The following is a 23,516-nucleotide window of genomic DNA, read 5'->3' as shown; positions in this document are numbered from 1 at the left end:
GCCGAGAACGGCATTGTGTTTGCCGGAATTGACAGACTTGATTGGCAGTGCGGCTGGCCGCAAGATAAAGGGTCACGCGGGAGGGCGTCCTCCAGATCGAGGATAAAGGCATGGCGGGCGTACATGAGTTCGGCCGCAGGAAGTTCCCCCGGGGCGAGGTGCTGCTGAGCTCCACGCGCCGGAACTGGACGCGGATCGCCGCCGAGGTGCGCAACCATCCGGCCGGCGAGATCCCGCCCCCCGTCCCCCAGCAGATGGAAATCACCCTGGCCTTGTTCGGATCGCAGGACGGCCGGGTGCAGCGGCGCGGAAACGGCGAATTCCAGGACACACCCGCCCGGCCCGGCACCCTCTGGCTGTGCCCGATCGGCGTGGTGGAGGAGTCCATCCGCATCACCGATGACCTCAGCCGCATCCTGCACATCTTCGTTGGACATGACGTCTTCAAGGATGTTTCGCGTTCCGTGTCGCGGACCGTATTGCCCGAGAGCATTGCCTACCGCGCCGGCATCGAGGACGATTTCATCCGGCAGGTCGGGTACAGGATCAGCGCCGAGCTGGAGGAGGAAACCTCCGTCGGCGGCCTGCTGGTGGACAGCCTTTCGAGCGCGCTGGCGGCCCATCTTGTCGCCACCTACAGCAGCGACCAGATGCAAGAGCGCGAGACGCCCGCCATCGAGGCGTTCAGGATGCGGCGCGTGCTCGACTATATCAGCGACAATCTGGATGCGGACATCTCCCTGTCCGACCTGTCCAACATTGCCTGCCTCAGCCGCCATCATTTCGCGCGCGCCTTCCGCGCGGCGCTTGGCGTGCCGCCGCATCGCTTCATCAGCGAACAGCGCCTCCACAGGGCCCAGGACCTTCTGGCCCACACCCAGTGCAGCCTGGCGGACATCGCCTTTGCCTGCCGCTTCTCCTCACAATCCACGTTCACGCGGGCCTTCCGGCGCCATGTGGGCATGTCGCCCGGCGAGTTCCGGCGCACGGCCGGAAGCTAGGCCGCCCCAGGGAGCCACGAGGGGACACGTGAGGCCAACAGTCCCCCCTCATGACCACCTGGATGAGCCATGTCAGGTCCGGCGGACCACGCGAGGGGCACGTGATCCGCCGTCCCCGCTCTGACCTCAGCCCTTCACGAAGGCCAACAGGTCCGGATTGATCACATCGGCATGGGTGGTCAGCATGCCGTGCGGGAAGCCAGGATAGATCTTCAGGGTGCTGTTCTTGAGCAGCTTGGCCTGCAGGATCGCTGCATCCTTGTAGGGGACCACCTGGTCGTCATCGCCCTGCAGCACCAGGGTGGGCACCGTGATGGCCTTGAGGTCGTCCGTCTGGTCGGTTTCGGAGAAGGCCTTGATGCCCTCATACTGGGCCAGCGCGCCGCCCATCATGCCCTGCCGCCACCAGTTCTGGATGATGCCTTGGGATACCTTCGCGCCGGGGCGATTGAAGCCGTAGAAGGGGCCGGCAGCCACATCCAGGTAGAATTGCGAGCGGTTGGCGGCGAGCGCGGCGCGGAAACCGTCGAACACTTCGATGGGCGTGCCTTCGGGATTGCTGGGCGTCTTCAACATCAGCGGGGGAATGGCCGCCACCAGCACGGCCTTGGCAACGCGCCCCTGGGGCTGGCCGTAACGGGCCACGTAGCGCGCCACTTCGCCGCCGCCCGTGGAGTGACCGATATGGACCACGTTCCGCAGGTCGAGATGCTCCACCACCGCAGAGGCGTCGGCCGCATAGCGGTCGATGGTGTTGCCGGTGTCCACCTGGCTGGAACGGCCATGGCCGCGGCGGTCATGGGCGACCACCCGGTAGCCCTTGGACACGAAGAACAGGAGCTGCGCATCCCAGTCGTCAGACGAGAGCGGCCAGCCATGATGGAAATGGATGGTCTGCGCGTCCTTGGGACCCCAGTCCTTGAAGAAAATCTCCGTCCCGTCCGCCGTCTTCACGAAACCGCTGCTCATGGAAGTCTCTCCAGTCCTGTGTGTCGCGCCGGAAGTGGCGCCTTGGGTGGTGGCACTGGCGCGCGCCGGAAGCATCGTGGTCGCCGCGAACCCCGCGGCGATGCCAAACACCTCCCGTCGGGTCATCCGAAGACCCTCCACCGGAACCGCGGCCGTCCCGACGGCACGGTTTTCGTCGTCCTGTGCCCGTTCGGGAACGATGGGGAAACTGCCCATGGCCGTGATCTCCTGCTGCCATTGCTTACGGGATGGAAGCTAGATGGCGGCGGCGGTCGGCAGAATTGTACAGTCAGATCGCCCATTCATACCTAGGTTTAAGAGCATCTCGGCTGATGACGTTTCAAGAAGCCCCGGTGTCTCCTGGTCATTGGATCCGCCATCCTCGAAACCATACCTTGGTATAGGTCCGCTTATCCCGAACGATACTTCGCGACGCCGCTCGTAGAATGGGGCGCTCCGCAGGATTTTTCTAAATTCGCATCGATCACGGCGCCGGCGTCATACGGCCAGCGGTCCTTCGGATCCGCTTCGCGTCGCCGCGCGCAATACAGGCCCCATCGATCGCGAGGAAAGACCATGTTCGAGCCTTCCCCCCATCCCGGCATCGATGTTTCGCACCCGCGCTCCGCCTCCCCGGCGCGTCGCCCGCCTCCACCAGGCGCGGCTGGCGCGGAGGCCGGGTTCGTGATCGGCCTGGTCCTCGCGCAGGCCGGCATCGCCATTACCCTGCCGCGTGTCCCGCCCGGCGGGCGGAAGGCGGCCGCCTCCCGCCCGCCGCTGGAGGTGCTGTTCGCGGATGCGGGGCCGCTTGTCTGCGTCCCATCCACCCGCGCCGATCTTGCCGCCTTCTTCTCCCGCAGGCGAAGCGGCGTCCTGATGGTGGACCTGCGCGCAGGCGACGACGCCGAGTTGGCCGCGCTCGCTGAAAGCCTTCTCGACGCCCTGCCGCACGACCCATTGGCCGCCGGTCTCTATGCCGATGCCATCGGGGCGCTTCTGGCGGCCCGATGCGCCGAGGCGCCAAAGCCCTGCCCGACCACCACCCGGCGGCCGTGCGGTCTTCTGCCCAAATGGCGTCTGAAGCGCGTGACCGAATTTGTGGCCGCTCATCTGGACGAACCCATCACGCTGGCCGACATGAGCGCGGCGGCCAAGCTCACGCGCATGCACTTCGCCGCCCAATTCCGTGCCACCACAGGGCTGCGGCCACACGACTACCTCCTGCAGCAGCGCATCGCGCGGGCCAAGGAGTTGCTCGAGGAGGATCTGCCGATCGTGCAGGTCGCCCTCGCGGTGGGGTTCCAGACCCAGGCCCATTTCACCACCGTCTTCGGCCGCATCGTGGGCGAAACGCCGTCCCGCTGGCGAAGCGCCCGCATGGCCGCGCGAGGTCCCCTCCCCGAAAACCGAGCGCGCGCCAGGTGGAATCCGGCCGTCGGCGGCCTCCCCGCCCTGGCCATGCAGAGCGGACGGGCAGCCGCAGACCGCGCGCCGGCCTGATGGCCTGCTGCCACAAGAAACGAAGGCGAGGCCGGCTCTTTGGGCCGGCCTTTCATTTGGCCTCCCCTTCCCCGCCCTCCAAGCACGACGGCCCGGCCGCGCGAGGGCGCGGCCGGGCACGGGGCTCCAGCGTGTAGGGGTCAGCCTTTCACGAGAGGCTGGCGCGTCGCCCGCAGGCGGGACAGGAGAGGCTCGCCAATGTCCAGATGACCTTCCACCAGATGCTTGGGCGTCAGGGCCAGCCAATTGTTGAGGGAGACATCCTTATACTCGGCCGTGTGGAAGACATTCAGCACACGCACCGGCTCGTCGCCGGTATTCTCGATATAGTGAGCCAGCGTCTTCGGCACATAGCCCACGTCCCCCGCCACGAAATCGAAGGTCCGCGCATTGTCCACGGCGTCGAAGACGGTCATGCGCGCCTTGCCGGTGATGTAGTACTGGATCTCGTCCGCATCCGGATGCCAGTGGATCTCGCGCATGCCGCCCGGCTCAAGGTCGATGAACAGCGCGGCGAGATTGGTGACGCCGAACGTCTTGTTGTCCACCACCTTGGTGGCGCCTCCCGGAAACGGGGTGGACGCGATCTCGGAGGCGCGAAACACATACTTGTCCGTGAAGCTCACCGCACCGAGCGCCGTGCGCACCTCGTCCAGCGGCGGCGGGACGGGCTGACGGAAGATATACTTCTCATGCGCCGGGATGCCATCGAAAGCTTCGACCGGCACTCCGAAATTCTTGGCCAGGACTTCCCGGGGCATGTGGGCGAACAGTTCCGTCACCAGCAAGGTCTGGTTTTCGGAAAAGTTTCCGTCATTGAAGACGAGGACGAACTCCGTCCCTTCCTCAAGACCCTGGATGGCGTGCGGGAAGCCGGCGGGCGCGAGCCATAGGTCGCCGGGGCCGAGATCCTCGACCAGGGTCTGGCGCTGGTCATCCACCAGGTAGAAGCGCACCCGGCCGTTGAGCACATAGGCCCATTCGGCCTCCTTGTGCCAGTGCAGCTCGCGCACCACGCCAGGGGGCAGGCGCATATTGACGATGGCCAGCTCCTTCAGCGAGCCCATCTCGCGCTGCGTGACCTCCCGCGCCCAGCCGCCGTCTTCCAGACGGTTATGCGCCATGGCGAAGGGGAATTTCAGGTTGGGAATGCCGCCATGGTCGGTGGCCGGGGGGATGAGGATGTCGGGATTCTGCGCCTCCACCTCAGGATTGCGCGGCCCCACAATGTCGGCTCCCCTGCTGCCGACGATGGGTTGCTTCAGGACGGTCATCGGGAACTCCTTGCCTATGGCCTCTCACGGAGGACGTGTTGCGCGGAGCAAGGTTTGCACCGCAGGTCGGACAGGCGCATGAAGAGCGCCGCGACACAAGAAAACGGCGCACCATGCTTCGGTCGAGAGGCAAGAAATCATGGCAACCGAGGTCGATCAATTGTCAATTTGAGTATTTGAACTGCAATATAAGGTGAATATACAATCGTTTAATGTTGTTAAATAGGACCACGCGGACGGGCCAACACACGCATGATGGCCGCCCGCGAGGAGGAATGCGACCTTCGGCGCGCCGCACCGGCGGCCTGTTCGTCCCCTGGCGCGCAGGCGCCTGCCTCCCTCTCCCCCCGATGACCCAATGGACCACCATGAGCCCGCCTCCCCAGATGCACATGCCTGGCCCCTCCGCCGCCGATGCCATCCCGCCGGACCGATGGGCCGGCACGGGCGCCCCGGCGCGACCCGCAATCATTCGCCATCCCCTGGCCTTCGCGCTCATTCTCACGGGGCTTGCCGGCTTCCTGGATGCTGCCGCCTTCGTGCAGTTCGATCATCTCTATGTGTCGTTCATGAGCGGCAACAGCACGCATCTGGGCCTCACGCTTGCCGGCTGGGACATCCCCAGGATGCTGGCAGTGCTCGCGGTCATCTGCGCCTTCGTGGCGGGCTCTGCCGCCGGCACATGGATCGCGGATCATCATGAAGGCCAGTTCAGCGCGCGCGTGCTGGCCCTTGAGGCGGTCTTGCTCTGTGCAGCCATGGCTGCGGCACTGGCGTCCCTCTCGCTGCCTTGCGTGATGATCGTCGCCCTCACCATGGGCCTCCAGAACGTCCTGCACCAGGCGGTCTGTGGCGTGGATGTGGGGAAGGGCTTCGTGACCGGCATGCTGTTCCACCTGGGCCAGTCCCTTGCGCGCCTGGTGAGTGGCAAGGCAAAGGTGGGCCATGTGCTCACCTCGCTGTTCAATTGGCTCGCCTTTGTCGCGGGCGCCGCAGCGGGCGCGCTCGCCCTGCCGGCCATCGGCTTCACCGGGTGCCTGCTGGTGGGCGCGGGCATCATCCTGGCGCTGCTGGCCCGGCTGTGGCGCACCGGCCGATCCCACGCGCGCCCGATCCCCTTGCCCTGAAGCAAGCCGATCGGCAAGACCTGCTCCACCCCCGCGGGTTTGGCACACGAAAACCTAAGTATGAGCACCCCACGCGAAGGCGCAATTCACGTCATCGGGCCGCCCTCCGACAATAACGGACAGACCTGCACAGATTTGAGCCGGGCATGGATCGCCTGCTGATCCCGGCACCGGGCACGGTCTGAAATGGAGTGGCACAATGCAAGACCCGTCTGTCCCCGCGCCCGCGACGGCTTTGCCCGCCGGCGTCATGGCGCCCGATTTCACCCTGTCCGCGACACCGGACCAGACCCTCTCGCTCACCGAGATGCGGGGCCATCCGGTGATCCTGGCCTTCTATCCGGCCGATTGGAGCCCCGTGTGCGGGGACGAGATGAGCCTTCTCAACGCCGTGCTGCCGGAATTCCATAAGAGGGGTGCCCAGCTCGTCGGCATCTCCACCGACGGCGTCTGGTGCCACGCGGCCTTCGCGGCCGAGCGCAAGCTGCACTTTCCCCTCCTGGCTGACTTTGAGCCCAAGGGCGAGACCGCCCGGCACTATGGCGTCTATCGCGCCGCCGACGGCGTTTCCGATCGTGCTCTGTTCGTGATCGACGGCGCCGGCATCATTCGCTGGTCCTATGTCTCTCCGCTCGGCATCAATCCCGGCGCCGACGGCATCCTGGACGCGCTGGACAAGCTCGGCACGGCCCCTGCCGAAGGAGCTGCAGCATGACCCACCCCATCCCTGCGCTTGCTGGCGACGATCATGTTGCCGGCCCCGCCACCGCCGCTGTGACCCTGGTGGAATATGGCGACTATCAATGCCCCTATTGCGGCGAGGCCTATCCCGAACTGAAGGCCGTGCAGCGCGCCATGGGGCACGGCTTGCGCTTCGTGTTCCGGAACTTCCCGCTGGTGGAGGTCCATGCCCACGCCCTGCGCGCGGCCCAGTTCGCCGAAGCCGCCGCCGAGGCCGGCCGGTTCTGGGAGGCGCACGATCTGCTTTACGAGAACCAGGAGGCGCTGGGCGACCAGAGCCTGCTCGCCTATGGCCAGCATCTCGGCCTCGACCGTGCCTTGCTGATGGCGGCCTTCGAGGGGCGCCACGACGACAAGATCCAGCGGGATTTCCTCGGCGGGGTGCGCGGCGGCGTGAACGGCACGCCGTGCCTCTTCATCAATGGCCGCCTCTATGAGGGGCCACGCGACGCCGCAAACCTCGTCGTCATCTTGCGACAAGCCGCCAGCCAGCGGGCCTGACCCGCCCAATTCATCCGATCGTGCCGGAGCTGAGGGCGACCGGCGCGATCTCTTCTTCTCCTCACACTTGGTGACTGCCATGACCATTCAGGACAGCGCCCCTGGAGGGCGCATCGCCCCGTCGCGTGTGCGGCACACGCTCGGCCACGGAACCACCTTCGCCATGGCGGCGGCGGCGGGTCTTGCGATCGCGAACATCTACTACAACCAGCCCATGCTCGAACTGATCGAGCAGGCCCTGCCCGATCGCCTCGCCGGGGCGATCCCCACCGCGACCCAGCTCGGCTATGCGGTGGGGCTGTTCCTGCTGGTGCCGCTCGGCGATCTGGTGGAACGGCGGCGGCTGATCATCCTGCAATTCGTCCTGCTCTCGGCGGCGCTCGCCTTCGCGGCCATCGCGCCCAATGCACTCACGCTGGTGGCCGCGTCCCTGGCGGTCGGGCTCCTGGCGACGGTGGCCCAGCAGATCGTCCCCTTCGCCGCGCATCTGGCCGCCCCCGAGCGGCGGGGCGCGACGGTGGGCACGGTGATGGCGGGGCTGCTGACGGGGATCCTGCTCAGCCGCACGCTGGCCGGCTTCGTGGCGGCCCATGCGGGATGGCGCGAAATGTTCTGGCTCTCCGTGCCCCTGGCGCTGGCGGCCGCAGCGCTCATGGGCTTCGTGCTGCCCCACAGCAAGCCGGATTCCACCCTGGCCTATCCGCGCCTGTTGCACTCCATCTGGCACCTGTGGCGGCAGTTCCCGCAGCTACGCCTTGCCGCGCTCACCCAGTCCGCGCTCTTTGCCGCCTTCACCGTGTTCTGGACCATCCTCGCCTTCCATCTGGCGGAACCGCGCTACGGCTACGGCGCAGAAATCGCGGGCCTCTTCGGCCTCGTGGGCGCGGTGGGCATTCTTGCTGCCCCCCTCACCGGGCGCTTTGCCGACAAGCGCGGACCGGCGCAGGCGGTGGGGCTGGGTGTCCTCGTGACGCTCGCTTCCTTCCTGGTGTTCGGGCTGTGGACCTCGCTGGCCGGGCTTGTGGTGGGCGTGGTGCTGCTCGACTTCGGCATGCAGACGGCCCTGGTGTCCAACCAGCACATCGTCTTCGCCCTGCATCCGGAAGCCCGCGCGCGGCTCAACACGGTGCTGATGGGCACCATGTTCCTGGGCGGCGCGCTGGGCTCGGCACTGGCAACCCTTGCCTGGCAGACCGGCGGCTGGCCGCTGGTGAGCCTGCTGGGGACCGCCTTCGCGGTGCTCGCCACCCTCCTTCAGCTGATCGCGTGGCGCCGTCGCATCTGACGGCCAGCGCCACCTTCCACCTTCATGAAAAAGCCCTGGCCGGCGTACGCGCTGGCCAGGGCTTTTTTTGCGTCTTGGTCGCAGGGTCTCGCGTGAAGCCCGCCCCATTTATCCGAGCAAGCGGCAGGGACCTTCACCAGGTGTCCGGCCGGCGGTGAACCCTTGCTCACGCCGGGTCGTCCCACGCCCCGCTGCATGCCCGGAGCGCTGAGCGTCGGTGCAGGTGGGCGCGACCTGCTCCGACGTTCCGGCTGGACCAGCCCTTAGGGAGAGCAGCGGATAGGCCGACAGTCAGCGGGAGCCACCCGCAGCGGGACAGGCACGTGCGCGGTCCTCAAGGGGGAGCTGGACGCCGGGAAGGAGGCGGGGCGCCTCTCACGCGCCCGCAAACCTCTGAAACCCAAGCGTCTGACGCACGAGACTCTGACGCCCGAGATGCTGACGCCACATATGCTGATGCCCAACGCGCCGACGTCCAGGATGCAGCCGTCCGAGGCGCCGTCTCCAAGCCGCTGTCGCTCGCGCCGGCGCCAGGTCTCAAGGCAAAAGCGGCCGCTCCCCACACGGGGAGCGGCCGCCTTCATTTTCGGTCCTGTCCAGGCAGGGTCGGGAGAGCGGGTGCTCAGTCGTCCCGATCCGAGACCAGCTTGCCTCGGAAGATGAAATAGACCACCAGCGTATAGACCAGCGTCAGCGGCAGGACGAAGACGCCCGCCCCCCAGAACAGAAACGCGAGCGAGGAATGCGGCGAGGCCGCCTGCCATACGGTGAGCGAGAAGGGCAGCATATAGGGCAGGAACGAGCCCGCGAGCGTCGCGAAGGCCGCCAGGAAGATGAGCGCGCCGCACGGGAACAGGATGCGATCGCTTCGGCGCCATACGGCGAGGGCCATGCCGGCAAAGGCGAGAAAGCCGACCAGCGGGCACAGGAGCAGGAGGGGGCGCTCCATCCAGCGGCCGAGCACCTGCAGGCGGATCTCCACCGACCAGACGAAGACCGCAACCAGAAAGGCCGCCAGCGCCGCCATGAGGCCGGGAAGGACGCGATAGCTGAAATCGCGGAGTGCCCCGTCCGCCTTACCGGTAATCCAGCATGCGCCCATCATGGCGTAGCCAATGCAGAGCCCCAGTCCGCAGAAGAGCGCGAACGGGCTCGCCCAGCCAAGCGCGCTGCCCGTATAGACACCGTCCGCGATGGGAAGCCCCTGGACGATGGCGCCCACCGCCGTGCCCTGGACGAAGGCCGCCACATAGGACCCGGCCACGAAGCCGAAATCCCAGATGGGCCGGCTGGTGGTGGCCTTGTAGCGGAACTCGAACGCCACGCCGCGCAGGATCAGCCCCGCGAGCATGAGGAAAAGCGGCAGGTAGAAGGCTGACAGGATGATGGAGAAGACGACCGGAAAGGCGCCGAACAAGGTGGCGGCGGAGACCACCAGCCAGGTTTCGTTGCCGTCCCAGACGGGCGAGATGGAGGCGAGCATCCGCCGGCGCTCCCGCTCGCTGGGGGCGAAGGGAAACAGCATGCCGACACCGAGGTCGAAGCCGTCCAGCAGGATGTAGAGGAGGATGGAAAGCCCGAGGACACAGGCCCAGAATTCGACCATGGTCATTCTCCAAGAGGGGCGACGCCCGACACGCCAGGACTGGCGCCGGGCACGGACATGGGACGCTTGGGATTGGTGGCGTAGAGGGAAATCTCGCGCGCCGGGATCGGGCCTGCGCGCAGCAGCCGGTAGAGGTAGAGGACGCCGAAGCCGAAGATCAGCGCATAGACCGCCGCGATCATCACGAAGGTGACGGCCACCTCATGGGTGGTCAGGAAGGGCGTCACCGCATCCGCCGTGCGCAATTGGCCATAGACCACCCAAGGCTGGCGGCCCACCTCGGCCGTGAACCAGCCGGTGAGGGTGGCGATGAAGCCAAGGGGGAAGGACAAGGCGGTGGCCACCAGGAAGAGGCGCGCCTTGAGGATGCCTTCGCCGAAGCTGAGGACGGTGCCGGTCCAGGCCAAGGCCAGCATCAGGAGGCCGCAGCCAACCATGATGCGGAAGGCGAAGAAGGGAATGGCCATCGGCGGCCGGTCCTGCGGCGGAAAGCTCTTGATGCCCAGTTCCTTGGACGTCAGGCTCATGGAGCCGATGACGGAGCCGAGATAAGGCACCGCCGCCTCGAAAAGGTTGCGTTCATTGGCGGGGTCGGGCCAGGCAATGAGGATCTCGCTCGCCGGCTGCTGGTCGTTCCACCGCCCCTCGATGGCGGCGAACTTGACGGGCTGGCGGTCATGGACGAAATCGCCCACCAGGTGCCCGAAGCCGAGCTGGAGAGGCACCAGGATGGCGGCGAGCCGCAGGCCCATGACGGCCATGGCCCGGCCCTCCTGCACCGCCGTGCCGCGCAGCATGTACCAGGCCCCCGTCGCCGCGACGCAGAAGGCGGAGGTCACATAGGCCGCCAGCACCATGTGCGGGAAGCGCGTCCAGACGGCTTCATTGAAGATGATGGCCGACCAGTCCGTGGGCACGAAGACACCGTCCGGCGTCAGGCTGAAGCCGGTGGGATATTGCATCCAGCTGTTATTGACCATGATCCAGAAGGCCGACAGGCTGGTGCCCAGCGACACCATCAGGCAGGCCACCAGATAGGCCCAGCGCGGCACGCGATCGCGCCCGAACATCAGCACGCCGAAAAAGGCGGCCTCCAGCGCGAAGGCGGTGAAGCTCTCATAGCCCAGGAGCGGCCCTTGGATGGGCCCGGTGCGGCGGGACAATTCGCTCCAATTGGTGCCGAACTGGAACGCCATCACGATGCCTGAGACGACGCCGAGCCCAAAGGCCACGGCGAAGATCTTCATCCAGAAGTCCGACAGCCGCCGATAGATTTGCTCCCCCGTGATGAGGTGGCAGGCTTCAAGAAAGGTGAGCCAGGCGGCAAGGCCGATGGTGAAGGCCGGGAAGATGATGTGGAAGGAAATGGTGAAGGCAAACTGGACGCGCGAGAGGAGAAGGGCGGTGATGTCCATGGCGATGTCCCGCTTTGGGAGGAACCGGCGTCGGGCGGCGGACCGGCCCCGAGGGGCCGGCCGGTTCAGCGCGGCAGGAGATTGGTGCCGGCGAGGTCGATGACCTCAGTGCCATGCCCGCTCAGCACGGCGCGCAGCATCCACAGCCCGAAGCCGCGGGCCTGCTCGATGCCGATGGTGGGAGGCATGGAGAGTTCCTGCGTGGCTGTGACCACGTCCAGCACCGCCGGCCCCTCGTGCGAGAGCACCTCGTCCAGCGCGTCCGGCAGGTCGCCGGGGTCGTCCACGCGCAGGGCGAAAATGCCCATGGCGTTGGCCATGGCCGCGAAGTCGGGATTTTCAAGGTCCGTGCCCAGCTCCACGAAGCCGGCGGCCTTCATCTCCAGCGCCACGAAGCCGAGCACGCCATTGTTGAAGATCACCACCTTCACGGGGAGCTTTTCCTGCTTCAGCGTGATGAGATCACCCATCAGCATGGAAAACCCGCCATCGCCGGAGAGCGAGATCACCTGGCGGGTGGGCTCGGCGGCCTGGATGCCGATGGCCTGCGGCAGGGCATTGGCCATGGAGCCATGCACCAGCGAGCCCACCATCCGGCGCTTGCCGTTCATCTTCAGATAGCGCGCCGCCCAGATGGTGGGGGTGCCCACATCGAAGGTGAAAGCGGTGTTGTCCTCGGCGCGCTCGCTGACGAGCCGCGCCAGATATTGGGGGTGGACCGGCTTGCGGCCGGGCGTTCCTTCCGCCAGCGCGTCGAGGTCCGCCCGCGCATGGCGATAGCGCGTGACGGCATCGTCGAGGTGCAGCCGGTCGGCCTTCACGTCCAGGCGCGGCAGCAGCGCCGTGAGGGTCGCCGCCACATCGCCAACGATGCCAAGATCGAGCTTGCAGCGCCGGCCGAGATTGGCGGGGCGGATGTCCACCTGCGCGATCTTCACGGCGGTGGGCAAAAACTGCTTGTAGGGAAAGTCAGTGCCCAGCATCAGCAGGACATCGCAGGCATGCATGGCTTCGTAGCCGGACGAAAAGCCGATGAAACCTGTCATGCCCACATCATAGGGATTGTCGTATTCCACGACTTCCTTGCCGCCGAGCGCATGGACCATGGGGCTTTTCAGCGTTTCGGCGAGCTGCATCAATTCCGAATGCGCCCCGGCGCATCCACGGCCGCAGAAGAGGGTGACGCGCTCGGCGCCGTTCAGGAGGCCCGCCAGGGCGTCCAGCTCCCGGGCGGCGGGCACCACAACGGGCGCCGGCGGAACGAGGCCCTGCGGCGCGGAAATGGCGCGCTCGGGGGCGGGCTTCAGCGCCACATCGCCGGGAATGACCACCACTGCGACGCCCCGCTGGCCCACCGCCGCGCGGATGGCGTTTTCCAGCACGAAAGGCATCTGGGCGGGGTCCGAGACCAGTTCGCAATAGACGCTGCATTCCTGGAACAGGGTCTGGGGATGGGTCTCCTGGAAATAGCCGCCGCCAATCTCGGCGGAGGGGATCTGCGCGGCGATGGCAAGCACCGGCGTGCGGCTGCGCTGGGCGTCGAACAGGCCGTTGATGAGGTGGAGGTTGCCCGGCCCGCAGGAGCCGGCGCACACGGCCAGCTTGCCGGTGATTTGCGCCTCACCCGCCGCCGCGAACGCCGCCACCTCCTCGTGCCGCACATGGAGCCAGCGCAGCTTGCCGGTGGTGCGCAGGGCCTCCGTGAGGCCGTTCAGGCTGTCGCCCACCACACCATAGATGCGCTCCACACCGGCCTCGGCCAGCGTGTCCACGATGAGGTCCGCAACGTTGCGCGAGAACATGGCTCTCTCCTTTCAAGTCATGACAAGCAATGGGGATGGCGAAACCTTAATTGGCGGCGCAATGCCAGGCTGTCAGACGTGACGGTGGAGCGCTCATACCTTGGGATGACGCGCGCCAGTCAGAGGCTTGAGCTTTGCCATAAGAAAAGGACCTCGACCTATCCACCGCCAAGGGCCGGCGACGGGTCGAGGTCCGGTCGGGGCGCCGCGTGCGGCCGCCCCGGTCTCACACCGCGCGCGGGGGAGATTTCACCAGGCGGACAGGTACGCCCTTCGAGGCCGGGGTGAAGCTCTGCGGATCATGCGCATAGAGCGGCACCAGCGGGTTGGTCTCGGGATAATAGGCGGCACAGCTCCCCTCCGGGAACGCATAGGGCACCACGCGGAACGCCCGCACCGCCCGCTCGATGCCATCCTGCGAGACCGTCACAATGTCCACGCGGTCTCCTTCCGCCAGCCCACGCCGCTCCATCTCGGCTTCCGAGAGGAAAATCACGTCGCGCTGGCCATAGACCCCGCGATAACGATCGGAGAGCGAATAGAGCGTGGTGTTGTACTGATCGTGGCTGCGCACGGTGGTGAGCCAGAGCACGTCGTCCGCCCCCGCCTGCGGGTCCTCGCACAGACCCTCGCAGACCAGGAAGTTCGCCTTGCCCGTCTCGGTCGCCCAGATGCGTTCGCGGGCGAGCGACGTGAGGTGAAAGCCACCCGGCGCGCGGATGCGCGCATTGTAGCCCTGGAAGATGGGGAAGATGGCCTCGATCTCCTCCCGGATCAGCGCATAGTCGGCGACCAGCCTCTCCCACGCCACCTTGGAGCGTACCCCCAGCGTCGCCCGCGCCATGCCGGCGATGATGGCCGGCTCGCTCTTCAGCTGCGCGCAGGCGGGCGCATTGTGACCGGTGGAGGCGTGGACCATGGACATGGTGTCCTCCACCGTCACCGATTGCGGGCCGCTCGCCTGCATGTCCACCTCGGTACGGCCGAGGCAGGGCAGGATCAGCGCATCCCGCCCATGGACGAGATGGCTGCGATTGAGCTTGGTGGCGATGTGGACGGTGAGGTCCAGCTTGCGCATGGCCTCCTGCGTTACCTGCCAATCGGGGATGGCGGCGGCGAAATTGCCGCCCAGCCCGATGAAGACCTTGGCCTCGCCCTTAACCATGGCGTCCAGCGCGGTCACCACATTGTGGCCGGGGGCCTTGGGCGGGGTGAAGCCGTAGCGGGCCTCGATCGCATCGAGCAGCGCCTGGCTCGGAACCTCCGTGATGCCGACCGTGCGATCGCCCTGAACGTTGGAATGGCCCCGCACCGGGCAGATGCCCGTGCCCGCGCGGCCCACATTGCCGCGCAGCAGCGCGAGGTTCGCGATCTGCTGCACATTCTGCGTGCCGTGGCGATGCTGGGTGATGCCCATGCCATAGACGAGGATCGCCCGCTCGGCCTTCATATAGGCATCGGCGGCATGGGCGATGTCGGCGCGGGAAATGCCGCTCTTGCGCTCGATATCCGCCCAGGACGTGGCCTTCAGGTCCGCGATCAGCGCGTCGATGCCATGGGTGTGGCCGCGGATGAAATCCCAATCCAAGACCGGCGCCTCCTCGCTGACCCGCGCCTCCTCGTCCACCGCCACCAGGAGCTTCATCATGCCCTTGATAAGCGCGACATCGCCCCCGACTTTCACCTGGTAGAGACGCGAGGAGATGGGCGTGGAGGAGAGCGTTGCCATCTCCATCGGGCTCTGGGGCGCCTGGAAACGCTCCAGAGCCCGCTCGCGGAACGGGTTGAAGGACATGATGGTGGCGCCCCGCCGCGCGGCATTGCGCAACTCCGTCATCATGCGCGGGGAGTTGGTGCCGGGATTCTGGCCGAAGATGAAGATGCAGTCGGCCTGCGCGAAATCCTCCAGCAGCACCGTGCCCTTGCCCACGCCGATGGACTGGGGCAAGCCGACGCTGGTGGCCTCGTGGCACATGTTGGAGCAGTCGGGAAAGTTGTTGGTGCCGTATTCGCGGGCGAACAACTGGTAGAGGAAAGCAGCCTCGTTGGAAGCCCGGCCCGAGGTGTAGAAATCTGCCATGTTTGGGTCTGGCAGCGCGTTCAGGTGCGCGCCCACCAAGGCGAAGGCGTCGTCCCAGCTCACCGGCAGGTAGCGATCACTGGCCGCGTCATAGCGCATGGGATGGGTGAGACGCCCTTCCATCTCCAGCTCATAATCGCTCAACGCCGCAAGCGCGGTGACGGTGTGGGCGGCGAAGAAATCGGGGGTACAGCGGCGCGCGGTCATCTCCCAGGCGACTGCCTTGCCGCCATTCTCGCAATATTCAAACGGCGAGGTGTGCTTGGGATCGCCCCAGCCGCAGCCGGGGCAGTCGAAGCCGCCGGGCTGGTTCATGCGCGCCAGCGTCTCCATGCCGGAGACTGCCACGTGCTGCTGCACCAGCGCCGTGCCCATGGCACGAAGGGCGCCCCATCCGCCGGCGGGGTGGTGATAGGGACGAATGGTCTTGGCGACGCCCATGATGTGCTCCTGCCGATTGAAGATTTTCGGAAGTTGCCGGGCGCCGGATCAGGGGGACGGGAAGCGCTTTCGATCGACGGCCAGCATTACCCAAGAGCTAAACCCCGACGCATCAAAGAAAAATCAGATCGACATATGGGCGGGACATACCTGCGTATGCGGTCCGACGGGAGCGCGCAGGCATGCGCCGTCCCTCCCCGGCGCAGCGATCCCCGGCGCAGCGATCCCTGGCAAAGGCTTTTCGTGCGCCTTGCGGCCTGCCGCCGCCCGCAACGCCGGGGGCGCGGGGCTAAAGACGGCCGACCGGGGCAGTGTCAGGCACGATGGAGATGGTGGCGGTCAGGCCCGCGGAGAGGGTCACGGACGGCGGCACGCCATCCAGCACCACGCGCACCGGGACGCGCTGGGCGAGGCGCACCCAGGTGAAGACGGGATTGACGCTGGCAAGGCCGGTGCCGTCGGGCTGGGCATTGGGAACGGCAATTCCCCGCCCGATGCCGGTGACATGGCCAGTCAGGCGGTCGGGATAGGCCATCAGCGAGACCTCGGCCTTGTCGCCCACATGGATCGAATTGAGCAGGGTTTCCTCGAAATAGCCGTCGACCCAGAAACTGTCGGCGTCCACCACCGAAAGCGCGCGCTGGCCGACGGCGGCGAAATCCCCGGCCTGGGTGATGAGGTTGGTCACATAGCCGTTCACCGGCGAGAGGATGCGGGTGCGCTTCAGGTCCAGTGCGGCCTTGTCGCGGGCCGCGAGGGCCTGCTGATAGGCGGCCAGGGCCATGTTGGCGCTGGCGGCGAAGATCTGCTTCTCCTCGTCGGAAACCGCAAGCGCGCTCAGATGCGAGCGCCGCTCGGCCTCCGCCTGCTTGTTGTCGAGATCGGCCTTGGCGCGGGCCACATTGGCGTCGGCATTGGCGAGGGCGATCTGGTAGTCGTCCGGCTCGACCACCATGAGCAGGTCGCCCTTGTGAACGAACTGATCGGCCTTCACGGGAAGGTCGACGATGCGCCCGGCCACTTGCGGGGCGACGGTGACCACATAGGCGCGCACCGTGCCGTCGCGGGTCCAGGGTGTGGCCATGTAGACGGTCCACATGGTCCAGCCGAGCATGCCCGCAAGCCCCAGGGCCGCGAGGGTCGCAAGCCCCCGTAACAGGGGGATGAGGACTGATTTCCGGGCTTCGGCGGGAAGGTCGATGGCGGTCATGGAGTTTCTCCCGTGGGTGGGGTGAAGGACAGCGGGGAATACTGGGATGGGCCGCGCCTCATGGCCGCGCGCCGAAGGCGAGCACGATCAGCGCGAGCACGATGACGTAGAGGCAGAGGCTCACGAGGCCGGGATGCCAGACCAGGCGCGACAGCCCCATGCGCGCGCTGATCAGGTTCAGCGGCCACATGCACAGATAGGCCAGGAGCATCATCACTGCGAACGGGGCCACATAGACGCCCAGGATGTTGATGTCCGAGAACATGCGGGTCTCTCCTCACCGGCGTGGGGCAGTGGCCGGCCCATCGGCCGGCCCGGTCATCGGCTCGGGGGCGCGCGTGCCCAGCAGTGGGGCGTGGCTGATGATGGCGTCTGTCAGAACGGCCAGCTGGATCTGGACCCTCACCCGGCCTGCGCTGTCTTGGGACGTGGAGGCCTGGGAGGGCGTGGCGGGCGTTTCCTTTGCAAACCGCTTGCGCAGGTCCTCCAGACAGTCCAGCGCCAGAGCCAGCCGGCCGCAGGCCAGCGCCGCGAGGGCCGCTTCGAGCGTCCGCGCCTCCTCCCGCCCGCCTAAGCCCGCTCGCAAGGCCAGGACGGCCTCCCCCATGGCGAGCAGCGCCAGCAAGGCGCCGCCCTGGTCCAGGCTCGCCTCGGAAGGCAGGCTCTCCAGCCGCCGTGTGAGCAAGGCCGGCCAACGCCGGGCGTCCCTCTTGCGCCGGTTCAGGATCAGGCGGCGCAGATCGCGCACGGACAGGCGGATCAGCCGGCTGGCACGCCGGGCGGGGCCCACCGGCGGCACGATGACGAAGAACAAGGTGCCGACCACGGTGCCGGCGAAGATGGCGAATGCCGTGTTGAAGTAACCGGCAGGGTCGTAGGCAATGGGATTGCCGATTGCCAGCAGCGGGAGGCAGGTGATCGACATGGCGAGAAACACCATGGGATGCCAGGCACCCACCTGCATCATGCCCAGCGGGACATAGACCAGGAACAGCAGACCCACGAGGGTGGGAAAGCCGGACAGCACTGGCAGCACGTAGAAATAGATCGCGCTGCCCATCACCGCCATCACGGCGACCCCGACTGCATAGTCCGCCGCCCGGGTCCGCGCCTCGTCTGCGAAGGCGGCGAAGATCAGCGTGGAGATGACCGCGAAGGCCATGGCGAAGGCCCCGCTCGGCCAGGCGGTCACGATCCAGAAGGCACTCACCGCCAGCACCGACAGAAAAGCGCGCACGCCCGCCACCAAGGCTGGCAGGCCATCGGCGATGACCAGGGGCGAGCGACGCACGCACCGGTCCGCCCCCGCACCGGTGCGCAGGAAGACCACCGCATCCATGAGCGCCACCAGGCAGGCGGCCACCTTCAGCGCAGCCTCCACCAGGAGGTGAGCGGAGACGTCATCATTCTCCTTTGGACGCAGCGCCGCGATGTCCGCTACCGCCTGCAGGGCGGCGGCCTTGGCCAGGCCGCCCTGCCGCTCCGGGAAGGCCGGGTTGATCCGGGCAAGGCGCAGGGCGATGTCGCGCTGAAGCAGCAGCGCCGCGCCCGCCTTGCGCCCCTTCTGGCGGCTGACATTGCGCCAGGCCACCAGGGCGGCGACGAGGCTTTCCACCACGGCGCCGAACACCCCGCGCCGGGCATAGAGGCCGGCGGATTCGCCCAGGGCGGCATCGATGGCGACGCCAAGGGGCGCGAGGGCCTTCACCACCGTGCGACGGGCCGCCTCCATGGCCGACGTCTCGCTCTCCCGCTGCAGCGTATCCAGGAAGCCGGCGCGCAGGTTCAGTGCGATGCGCTCCATCAGGCTGGCGAGCGCCAGTCGGGCCGCGCCCGGCTCGGTGAGCAGCATCACCACGGCAGTGGCGCCAATGCCGATGCAGATCTCGCTCACGCGGGTGACGCCAAGAAAGAAGGCGGATGTGGGATCGGCCAGACTATCGGCGAAGAGGATGGCGGCGGTGATGCCGGACAGCCCCGCCGCATAGGCAGCGGAATTGCGCAGCAGGACCACGGCGCCTCCACACAGGCCGCACCACAGCGCCAGGCACAGGAGGAGCGCCACACGCTCCTGCGGAAACAGGCCAAGGAGAAAAACCAGCGCCAGCGCGCCCACCGTGGTGCCCAAGGCACGGAAGCGCCCCTTCTGCAGGGCGGCCCCCAGGTTCGGCTGGCAGACGATGGCCGCCGTCGTCGCGGCCCAGAAGGGGTTGGGCAGTTCCAGGGCGTAGGTGATGAACGCCGCGAGGGAAACCGAAGATGCCAGGCGCAGCCCGAACAGAAGGCGCGGCAAGAGGCTGCTGGATGTCGCGAGCGCGTTCAGCGCGCCCGGCCGCGCCAGGGATGCTGCGGGAAGAGGGGTGTCGCCGTGCGCGCTCATGGGCCTGCCACATGGTCTCAAAGGGGGAGAGCCAGAGCATAGGCGGGCGGTGCATCGGCGAAATTATACGTGGAATAAGAGGGGGGTGAACCTTGGTTTATGGGCAGGGGATGCCGGTGCCGCCCCACCCTTCGCGCGCGGACATTCCGAGGCTCCGCCCGTTCATATTCTGGGACGAGGCGCGCATACCTTGGTATGGGAGCAACGCTAGGGAATGGCTGGCATAGTGGGCCCAGGTTTTCGGCCAGGCCGCGCCCCGTGACGCGGTGGAACGCCGACAATCACGCAGCTGCCGGAAGGGAGAGCGTTGCTCGGGCCCGGGACGCATGAGGGGGGATGAAGTGTATAACGCAAGCCACCTTCCCACGGGCCGGCCGCCCTTCTCGCATGCTGGCCTTCTGATCCAGCCCCTCCCCCTCTCGCCCGACTTCGGTTTGCCCACCCATCGAGGACACCATGCCCGGCACGCGTAGCGCCCTGTTGCCGAAGCCGGAACCGGCTGAAACCGGCTGGCTGGGCCATCTGCTGGTGGCCGTCCTGTGCCTGGCGATCTTCATCATCGATACCCTGTCGCCGCTGGATATGGCCATTGCGGTGCTCTACGTGGTGGTGGTGCTGCTCGCCTCAAGCTGGTTCCGCAGCACCGGCTTGATCGTCATCGGCGCCGGCTGCGTGGGGCTGGCGGTGATCAGCTTCCTGGTCATGCATGCGCACGACTACAATCTTGCCTCGGTCATGCGCTGCCTGGTGAGCATCGCCGCCATCTCGGTGACCACCCTGCTCTGCCTGCGCAACGAGGAGGCCACCGCCTCGCTGCGGGCGCAGGCGGCCTTGCTGGACCTCTCCCACGACGCGATCTTTGTGCGCGACCCCTCGGACGCCATCATCTATTGGAACGCGGGCGCCGAGCACCTCTATGGCTGGCCGCGGGACGAGGCGGTCGGCTATGCAGCCGCCGGGCTGCTGCGCACCGTTCTGCCGGCGTCCCGTTCCGAGATCATGGACGCCCTGGAGGCCAGCGGCCACTGGGAAGGGGAAGTGGTCCAGACCACCCGCGACGGCCGGAAGGTGACCTGCCTCAGCCGCTGGTCCCTGCAACGCGACGCGCGCGGGCGCAGCCTCGGCATCCTGGAGACCAATCACGACATCACGGAGCGCAAGAAGGCCGAGAACGATCTCCACCAGGCCCAGGCGGACCTGGCGCATGTGACGCGGGTCAGCACCATGGGGGAACTCACCGCCTCCATCGCCCATGAGGTGAGCCAGCCGCTGGCGGCGGTCATCACCAATGGGGAAGCCTGCTTGCGCTGGTTGCGCCGGCCGGAGCCCAACCTCAGCGAGGCCGAGAGCACGGTCACGCGCATGATCGCCAATGCGCGGCGCGCCAGCGAGGTGATCACCCGCCTGCGCAGCCTGGTGCGGCGCGGCGAGCCGGAACACCTGCCCCTGCCCGTCGCCGAGCTGGTGGAGGAAAGCGTCCTGCTGCTGGAGCGGGAGATTGCCAACCACCACGTGCGACTGGTGCTGGAGCTGGACCCGGATCTGCCGCCCATCAAGGGCGACCGGATTCAATTGCAGCAGGTGCTCATCAATCTCGGACTGAACGCCATCCAGGCCATGGATGCCGTGCCCGAGCAGGCGCGGACGCTGACCATCCGCAGCGCCCCGGCGAAAGCCGGCCTGGACATGCTCGGCGGTCCCGGCGAACCCAGCCAGGATCAGGCCGGACCGGCGGAACCGGTTGCCGCCATTGCCCTGACGGTGGAGGATACCGGGCCCGGCGCGCCCGTGCAGTCGCTGCCCTCCCTGTTCACGCCCTTCATTTCCACCAAGAAGGATGGCATCGGCATCGGCCTGTCCATCTCCCGCTCCATTGTCGAGGCCCATGGCGGCCGGATCACGGCGGCCCCCGCGTGCGAAGGCGGGCTGCGCTTCACCTTCACCTTGCCTGCGGCCGGCGAACATTCCGCGCCGCGCCCTGAGGACACCCTGTCGTGACCAGCCGCCCGCAAAGCCGAACCGCCCCCGCCAGCCCCGTGGTGATCGTCGTGGACGACGACGCGGACCTGCGCGAGGCCCTCTCCAGCCTGTTCCGGTCGATCGGCCTCGACGTGGCACTGTACGCGTCGGCGGCAGAATTCCTCTCCGCCAAGCTGCCCGACACGCCCCGCTGCCTGGTCCTGGACATCCGCCTGCCGGGCGTCAGCGGGCTGGACTTCCAGAACCAATTGACCAAGTCCGAGATGGACCTGCCGGTCATCTTCATGACTGGCCATGGGGATATTCCCATGACGGTGCGGGCCATGAAGGCCGGCGCGGTGGACTTCCTCACCAAGCCGTTCCGCGACCAGGACATGCTGGATGCGGTCGCAGCGGCCATCGAGATCGATCGGGTGCGCCGCGCCGAGCGGGAAGCCGCCTCCCGCCTGCGCACGCTCTATGCCAGCCTGACCGAGCGCGAGAAGCAGATCATGGCGCTGGTGACGTCCGGCCTCATGAACAAGCAGGTGGCCGGCGAAGTGGGCCTGAGCGAAATCACCGTGAAAATTCATCGTGGCAACGTGATGCGGAAAATGGAGGCCCATTCGCTTGCCGATCTCGTGCGCATGGCCGAGGCCCTCGGCGTTCGCGTTGCGAAAGGATGAGGCAGCAAACACGTGTATAGTTCAGAAGAGGGGCGTGGGGGCCTATAGTAGGCTTATGGCGGTGCTCCCGTAGCGCCGCACGACCATAGAGGTGTGTTGCACGTGTCCCATGTTCCGATGATCACGATCATCGACGATGACGAATCCGTTCGCCTCGCCACCGAGAGCCTTGTGCGCTCCCTTGGCCTGGGTGCCAGCGTCTTCGCGTCCGCCGAAGCCTTCCTGAGGTCTCCGGAGCGGCACAGCACGGCGTGCGTCATCACCGATGTGCAGATGCCCGGCATGAGCGGCGTCGACCTCCAGGCGCGCCTTCGCACCGAGGGCGATTGCTTGCCGCTCATCTTCATCACGGCGTTCCCCGAGGAGCGGATCCGCAACCAGGTCCGTGCGGCCGGCGCGGTCGGCTTCCTGGCCAAGCCCTTCGAGGGCGACGCCATGATCCAGTGCATCGACGAAGCCTTGCGCGCCACCGGCCAGTCCCGCCCCTGATCGAGCGCGCTTGCGCCGGCTTTGAGCGGCGCACTGGTCGCAGCCCGCCATGGGCCGCAGGGTCCCGGCCCGCCATTGCTCCGTGCCGGCCCGTCCCCATCCCTCAATGGCACTTTGCGTCCGGCAAGGCGCCCCTCGCCCTGATGCGCGCCGGCTCGCCTGCTGCACAGGGGCGTGCCTCCCCGCGCCGAGCGGCTGATAAACGATCGTATAGTTTCAGAAAACGATCGCGCAATTCTTGGCCCGCGCTCACAAGCCTAAGGTGACGGTGCTTGCCCCGCAGGTGTGCGATGCCACTCCGGCCGGCAGAAATTCACCGAACCAGGACCGACGATCATGACAAATCCTGCCGTCAAGGACCGCCAGAAGGCTCCGCTCGCCACCCCGACGGACCTTGGAACCAACGCCACCCGCGACCTCGCCCCCGCCCTCACGCTGCTGCTGGCGGACATGTTTGCGCTTTACCTGAAGACGAAGAATTTTCACTGGCACATGAGCGGTCCCCACTTCCGGGACTACCATCTTCTGCTGGATGAACAGGGCGAGCAGATCTTCGCCACCACCGACGACATCGCAGAGCGCGCCCGCAAGATCGGCGGCACCACGCTGCGCTCCATCGGCCATATCGCCCGCCTGCAGCGGATCGCCGACAATGACGCCGACTATGTGGACGCGCAGGACATGCTCTCCGAGCTTTGCGAAGACAACAAGGCCATCGTCGCCGCGCTGCGCGAAGTCCATGCGGTGTGCGACGAATACCATGACGTGGCGACCGCCAGCCTGATCGAGAATTGGATCGACGAGGCCGAGCGCCGCACCTGGTTCCTCTTTGAGGCGACCCGCACCCGCTGACATCTCCCCTTCCTCCCGCCTCGCCCGCCGACTGCCCGTCGGCGGGTTTTTTTTGTCCCCCGCCATCGGACCAAATCCGCCGCCGAGCGCCTCGCCAAAGGCGGGACGGGGCCTGACGGACGTGCCCGCGTGGGGTGCTCAAGGCCGCTGACCCGCCCCCCCACGGCGCGCGAAGTCCGCTGGCGCAACAAAAAACCC

General features: G+C 67.0%; 19 protein-coding genes. 10 read left to right on the top strand and 9 right to left on the bottom strand.

Annotation, left to right across the window (positions count from 1 at the left end; all coding sequences use genetic code 11):
• Positions 1 to 110: 110 nt before the first annotated feature.
• Positions 111 to 1,001, top strand: coding sequence for an AraC family transcriptional regulator (locus PV781_RS10600; protein WP_274775586.1), 891 nt, complete (start codon positions 111 to 113; stop codon positions 999 to 1,001).
• Between the two features lie 126 nt (positions 1,002 to 1,127).
• On the opposite strand, the gene PV781_RS10595 is transcribed toward PV781_RS10600, so the two are convergent.
• Positions 1,128 to 1,970: an alpha/beta fold hydrolase gene (locus PV781_RS10595; RefSeq protein ID WP_274775585.1), complete on the bottom strand. Its 843-nt coding sequence runs from the start codon at positions 1,968 to 1,970 to the stop codon at positions 1,128 to 1,130.
• A gap of 576 nt (positions 1,971 to 2,546) precedes the next feature.
• Between PV781_RS10595 and PV781_RS10590 the strand changes: the two genes are divergently transcribed.
• On the top strand, positions 2,547 to 3,470 hold the full coding sequence (locus tag PV781_RS10590) for a helix-turn-helix domain-containing protein (RefSeq protein WP_274775584.1): 924 nt from the start codon (positions 2,547 to 2,549) through the stop codon (positions 3,468 to 3,470).
• Positions 3,471 to 3,610: 140 nt separating this feature from the next.
• Here the strand turns inward: PV781_RS10590 and PV781_RS10585 are convergent, their stop codons facing one another.
• Complete coding sequence (locus PV781_RS10585) at positions 3,611 to 4,744, bottom strand: cupin domain-containing protein (RefSeq protein ID WP_274775583.1); 1,134 nt, start codon at positions 4,742 to 4,744, stop codon at positions 3,611 to 3,613.
• A gap of 368 nt (positions 4,745 to 5,112) precedes the next feature.
• On the opposite strand from PV781_RS10585, the gene PV781_RS10580 reads away from it, so the two are divergent.
• The 4 genes from PV781_RS10580 to PV781_RS10565 all read left to right on the top strand — a co-directional run bounded on the left by PV781_RS10580 (position 5,113) and on the right by PV781_RS10565 (position 8,398).
• Positions 5,113 to 5,871, top strand: coding sequence for a YoaK family protein (locus PV781_RS10580; RefSeq protein ID WP_274775582.1), 759 nt, complete (start codon positions 5,113 to 5,115; stop codon positions 5,869 to 5,871).
• Between the two features lie 199 nt (positions 5,872 to 6,070).
• On the top strand, positions 6,071 to 6,586 hold the full coding sequence (locus PV781_RS10575; RefSeq protein WP_274775581.1) for a redoxin domain-containing protein: 516 nt from the start codon (positions 6,071 to 6,073) through the stop codon (positions 6,584 to 6,586).
• Entirely contained in the window at positions 6,583 to 7,113 is a 531-nt protein-coding gene (locus PV781_RS10570; protein WP_274775580.1) for a DsbA family protein, read from the top strand. Before PV781_RS10575 ends, PV781_RS10570 begins: the two co-directional genes overlap by 4 nt.
• A 79-nt stretch (positions 7,114 to 7,192) precedes the next feature.
• Complete coding sequence (locus tag PV781_RS10565) at positions 7,193 to 8,398, top strand: MFS transporter (protein WP_425532385.1); 1,206 nt, start codon at positions 7,193 to 7,195, stop codon at positions 8,396 to 8,398.
• A 622-nt stretch (positions 8,399 to 9,020) separates the two neighbouring features.
• Here the strand turns inward: PV781_RS10565 and cydB are convergent.
• The 7 genes from cydB to PV781_RS10530 form a co-directional block, all read right to left on the bottom strand.
• Positions 9,021 to 10,004 carry a cytochrome d ubiquinol oxidase subunit II gene (gene cydB, locus PV781_RS10560; RefSeq protein WP_274775579.1) on the bottom strand — a complete coding sequence of 328 codons (984 nt, stop codon included), beginning with the start codon at positions 10,002 to 10,004 and terminating at the stop codon, positions 9,021 to 9,023.
• 2 nt (positions 10,005 to 10,006) lie between these two features.
• On the bottom strand, positions 10,007 to 11,419 hold the full coding sequence (locus tag PV781_RS10555; RefSeq protein WP_274775578.1) for a cytochrome ubiquinol oxidase subunit I: 1,413 nt from the start codon (positions 11,417 to 11,419) through the stop codon (positions 10,007 to 10,009).
• Between the two features lie 65 nt (positions 11,420 to 11,484).
• Entirely contained in the window at positions 11,485 to 13,221 is a 1,737-nt protein-coding gene (gene poxB, locus PV781_RS10550; RefSeq protein WP_274775577.1) for a ubiquinone-dependent pyruvate dehydrogenase, read from the bottom strand.
• Positions 13,222 to 13,447: 226 nt separating this feature from the next.
• A complete protein-coding gene (locus PV781_RS10545) occupies positions 13,448 to 15,742 on the bottom strand; it encodes an FdhF/YdeP family oxidoreductase (protein WP_274775576.1) in 2,295 nt (764 codons plus the stop codon).
• Positions 15,743 to 16,031: 289 nt separating this feature from the next.
• A complete protein-coding gene (locus PV781_RS10540; protein WP_274775575.1) occupies positions 16,032 to 16,952 on the bottom strand; it encodes an efflux RND transporter periplasmic adaptor subunit in 921 nt (306 codons plus the stop codon).
• A gap of 58 nt (positions 16,953 to 17,010) precedes the next feature.
• Positions 17,011 to 17,217, bottom strand: a complete 207-nt coding sequence (locus tag PV781_RS10535) for a DUF1656 domain-containing protein (protein ID WP_274775574.1) — start codon at positions 17,215 to 17,217, stop codon at positions 17,011 to 17,013.
• A gap of 12 nt (positions 17,218 to 17,229) precedes the next feature.
• The gene (locus tag PV781_RS10530; protein ID WP_274775573.1) at positions 17,230 to 19,332 is read right to left on the bottom strand and encodes an FUSC family protein; all 2,103 of its coding nucleotides are present in this window, start codon (positions 19,330 to 19,332) and stop codon (positions 17,230 to 17,232) included.
• A gap of 456 nt (positions 19,333 to 19,788) precedes the next feature.
• Between PV781_RS10530 and PV781_RS10525 the strand changes: the two genes are divergently transcribed.
• From PV781_RS10525 to PV781_RS10510, 4 genes are all read left to right on the top strand, one after another.
• Complete coding sequence (locus tag PV781_RS10525) at positions 19,789 to 21,330, top strand: two-component system sensor histidine kinase NtrB (RefSeq protein ID WP_274775572.1); 1,542 nt, start codon at positions 19,789 to 19,791, stop codon at positions 21,328 to 21,330.
• Positions 21,327 to 21,977: a response regulator transcription factor gene (locus PV781_RS10520; protein WP_274775571.1), complete on the top strand. Its 651-nt coding sequence runs from the start codon at positions 21,327 to 21,329 to the stop codon at positions 21,975 to 21,977. Before PV781_RS10525 ends, PV781_RS10520 begins: the two co-directional genes overlap by 4 nt.
• 102 nt (positions 21,978 to 22,079) lie before the next feature.
• On the top strand, positions 22,080 to 22,466 hold the full coding sequence (locus PV781_RS10515; protein WP_274775570.1) for a response regulator transcription factor: 387 nt from the start codon (positions 22,080 to 22,082) through the stop codon (positions 22,464 to 22,466).
• Positions 22,467 to 22,802: 336 nt separating this feature from the next.
• Positions 22,803 to 23,318: a Dps family protein gene (locus PV781_RS10510; protein ID WP_274775569.1), complete on the top strand. Its 516-nt coding sequence runs from the start codon at positions 22,803 to 22,805 to the stop codon at positions 23,316 to 23,318.
• Positions 23,319 to 23,516 lie beyond the last annotated feature (198 nt).

The organism is Aquabacter sediminis (assembly GCF_028863665.1).
In the GTDB taxonomy this organism is placed as follows: Bacteria; Pseudomonadota; Alphaproteobacteria; order Rhizobiales; family Xanthobacteraceae; genus L1I39.
Note: the sequence above shows the minus strand (reverse complement) of the source record. Positions and strands in the feature narration are given on the sequence as shown.

Bases quoted from the DNA above. Each gene is read 5' to 3' on its own strand.
- PV781_RS10600 (WP_274775586.1), top strand. From the start codon at position 111: ATGGCGGGCGTACATGAGTTCGGCCGCAGGAAGTTCCCCCGGGGCGAG.
- PV781_RS10595 (WP_274775585.1), bottom strand. From the start codon at position 1,970: ATGAGCAGCGGTTTCGTGAAGACGGCGGACGGGACGGAGATTTTCTTC.
- PV781_RS10590 (WP_274775584.1), top strand. From the start codon at position 2,547: ATGTTCGAGCCTTCCCCCCATCCCGGCATCGATGTTTCGCACCCGCGC.
- PV781_RS10585 (WP_274775583.1), bottom strand. From the start codon at position 4,744: ATGACCGTCCTGAAGCAACCCATCGTCGGCAGCAGGGGAGCCGACATT.
- PV781_RS10580 (WP_274775582.1), top strand. From the start codon at position 5,113: ATGAGCCCGCCTCCCCAGATGCACATGCCTGGCCCCTCCGCCGCCGAT.
- PV781_RS10575 (WP_274775581.1), top strand. From the start codon at position 6,071: ATGCAAGACCCGTCTGTCCCCGCGCCCGCGACGGCTTTGCCCGCCGGC.
- PV781_RS10570 (WP_274775580.1), top strand. From the start codon at position 6,583: ATGACCCACCCCATCCCTGCGCTTGCTGGCGACGATCATGTTGCCGGC.
- PV781_RS10565 (WP_425532385.1), top strand. From the start codon at position 7,193: ATGACCATTCAGGACAGCGCCCCTGGAGGGCGCATCGCCCCGTCGCGT.
- cydB (WP_274775579.1), bottom strand. From the start codon at position 10,004: ATGGTCGAATTCTGGGCCTGTGTCCTCGGGCTTTCCATCCTCCTCTAC.
- PV781_RS10555 (WP_274775578.1), bottom strand. From the start codon at position 11,419: ATGGACATCACCGCCCTTCTCCTCTCGCGCGTCCAGTTTGCCTTCACC.
- poxB (WP_274775577.1), bottom strand. From the start codon at position 13,221: ATGTTCTCGCGCAACGTTGCGGACCTCATCGTGGACACGCTGGCCGAG.
- PV781_RS10545 (WP_274775576.1), bottom strand. From the start codon at position 15,742: ATGGGCGTCGCCAAGACCATTCGTCCCTATCACCACCCCGCCGGCGGA.
- PV781_RS10540 (WP_274775575.1), bottom strand. From the start codon at position 16,952: ATGACCGCCATCGACCTTCCCGCCGAAGCCCGGAAATCAGTCCTCATC.
- PV781_RS10535 (WP_274775574.1), bottom strand. From the start codon at position 17,217: ATGTTCTCGGACATCAACATCCTGGGCGTCTATGTGGCCCCGTTCGCA.
- PV781_RS10530 (WP_274775573.1), bottom strand. From the start codon at position 19,332: ATGAGCGCGCACGGCGACACCCCTCTTCCCGCAGCATCCCTGGCGCGG.
- PV781_RS10525 (WP_274775572.1), top strand. From the start codon at position 19,789: ATGCCCGGCACGCGTAGCGCCCTGTTGCCGAAGCCGGAACCGGCTGAA.
- PV781_RS10510 (WP_274775569.1), top strand. From the start codon at position 22,803: ATGACAAATCCTGCCGTCAAGGACCGCCAGAAGGCTCCGCTCGCCACC.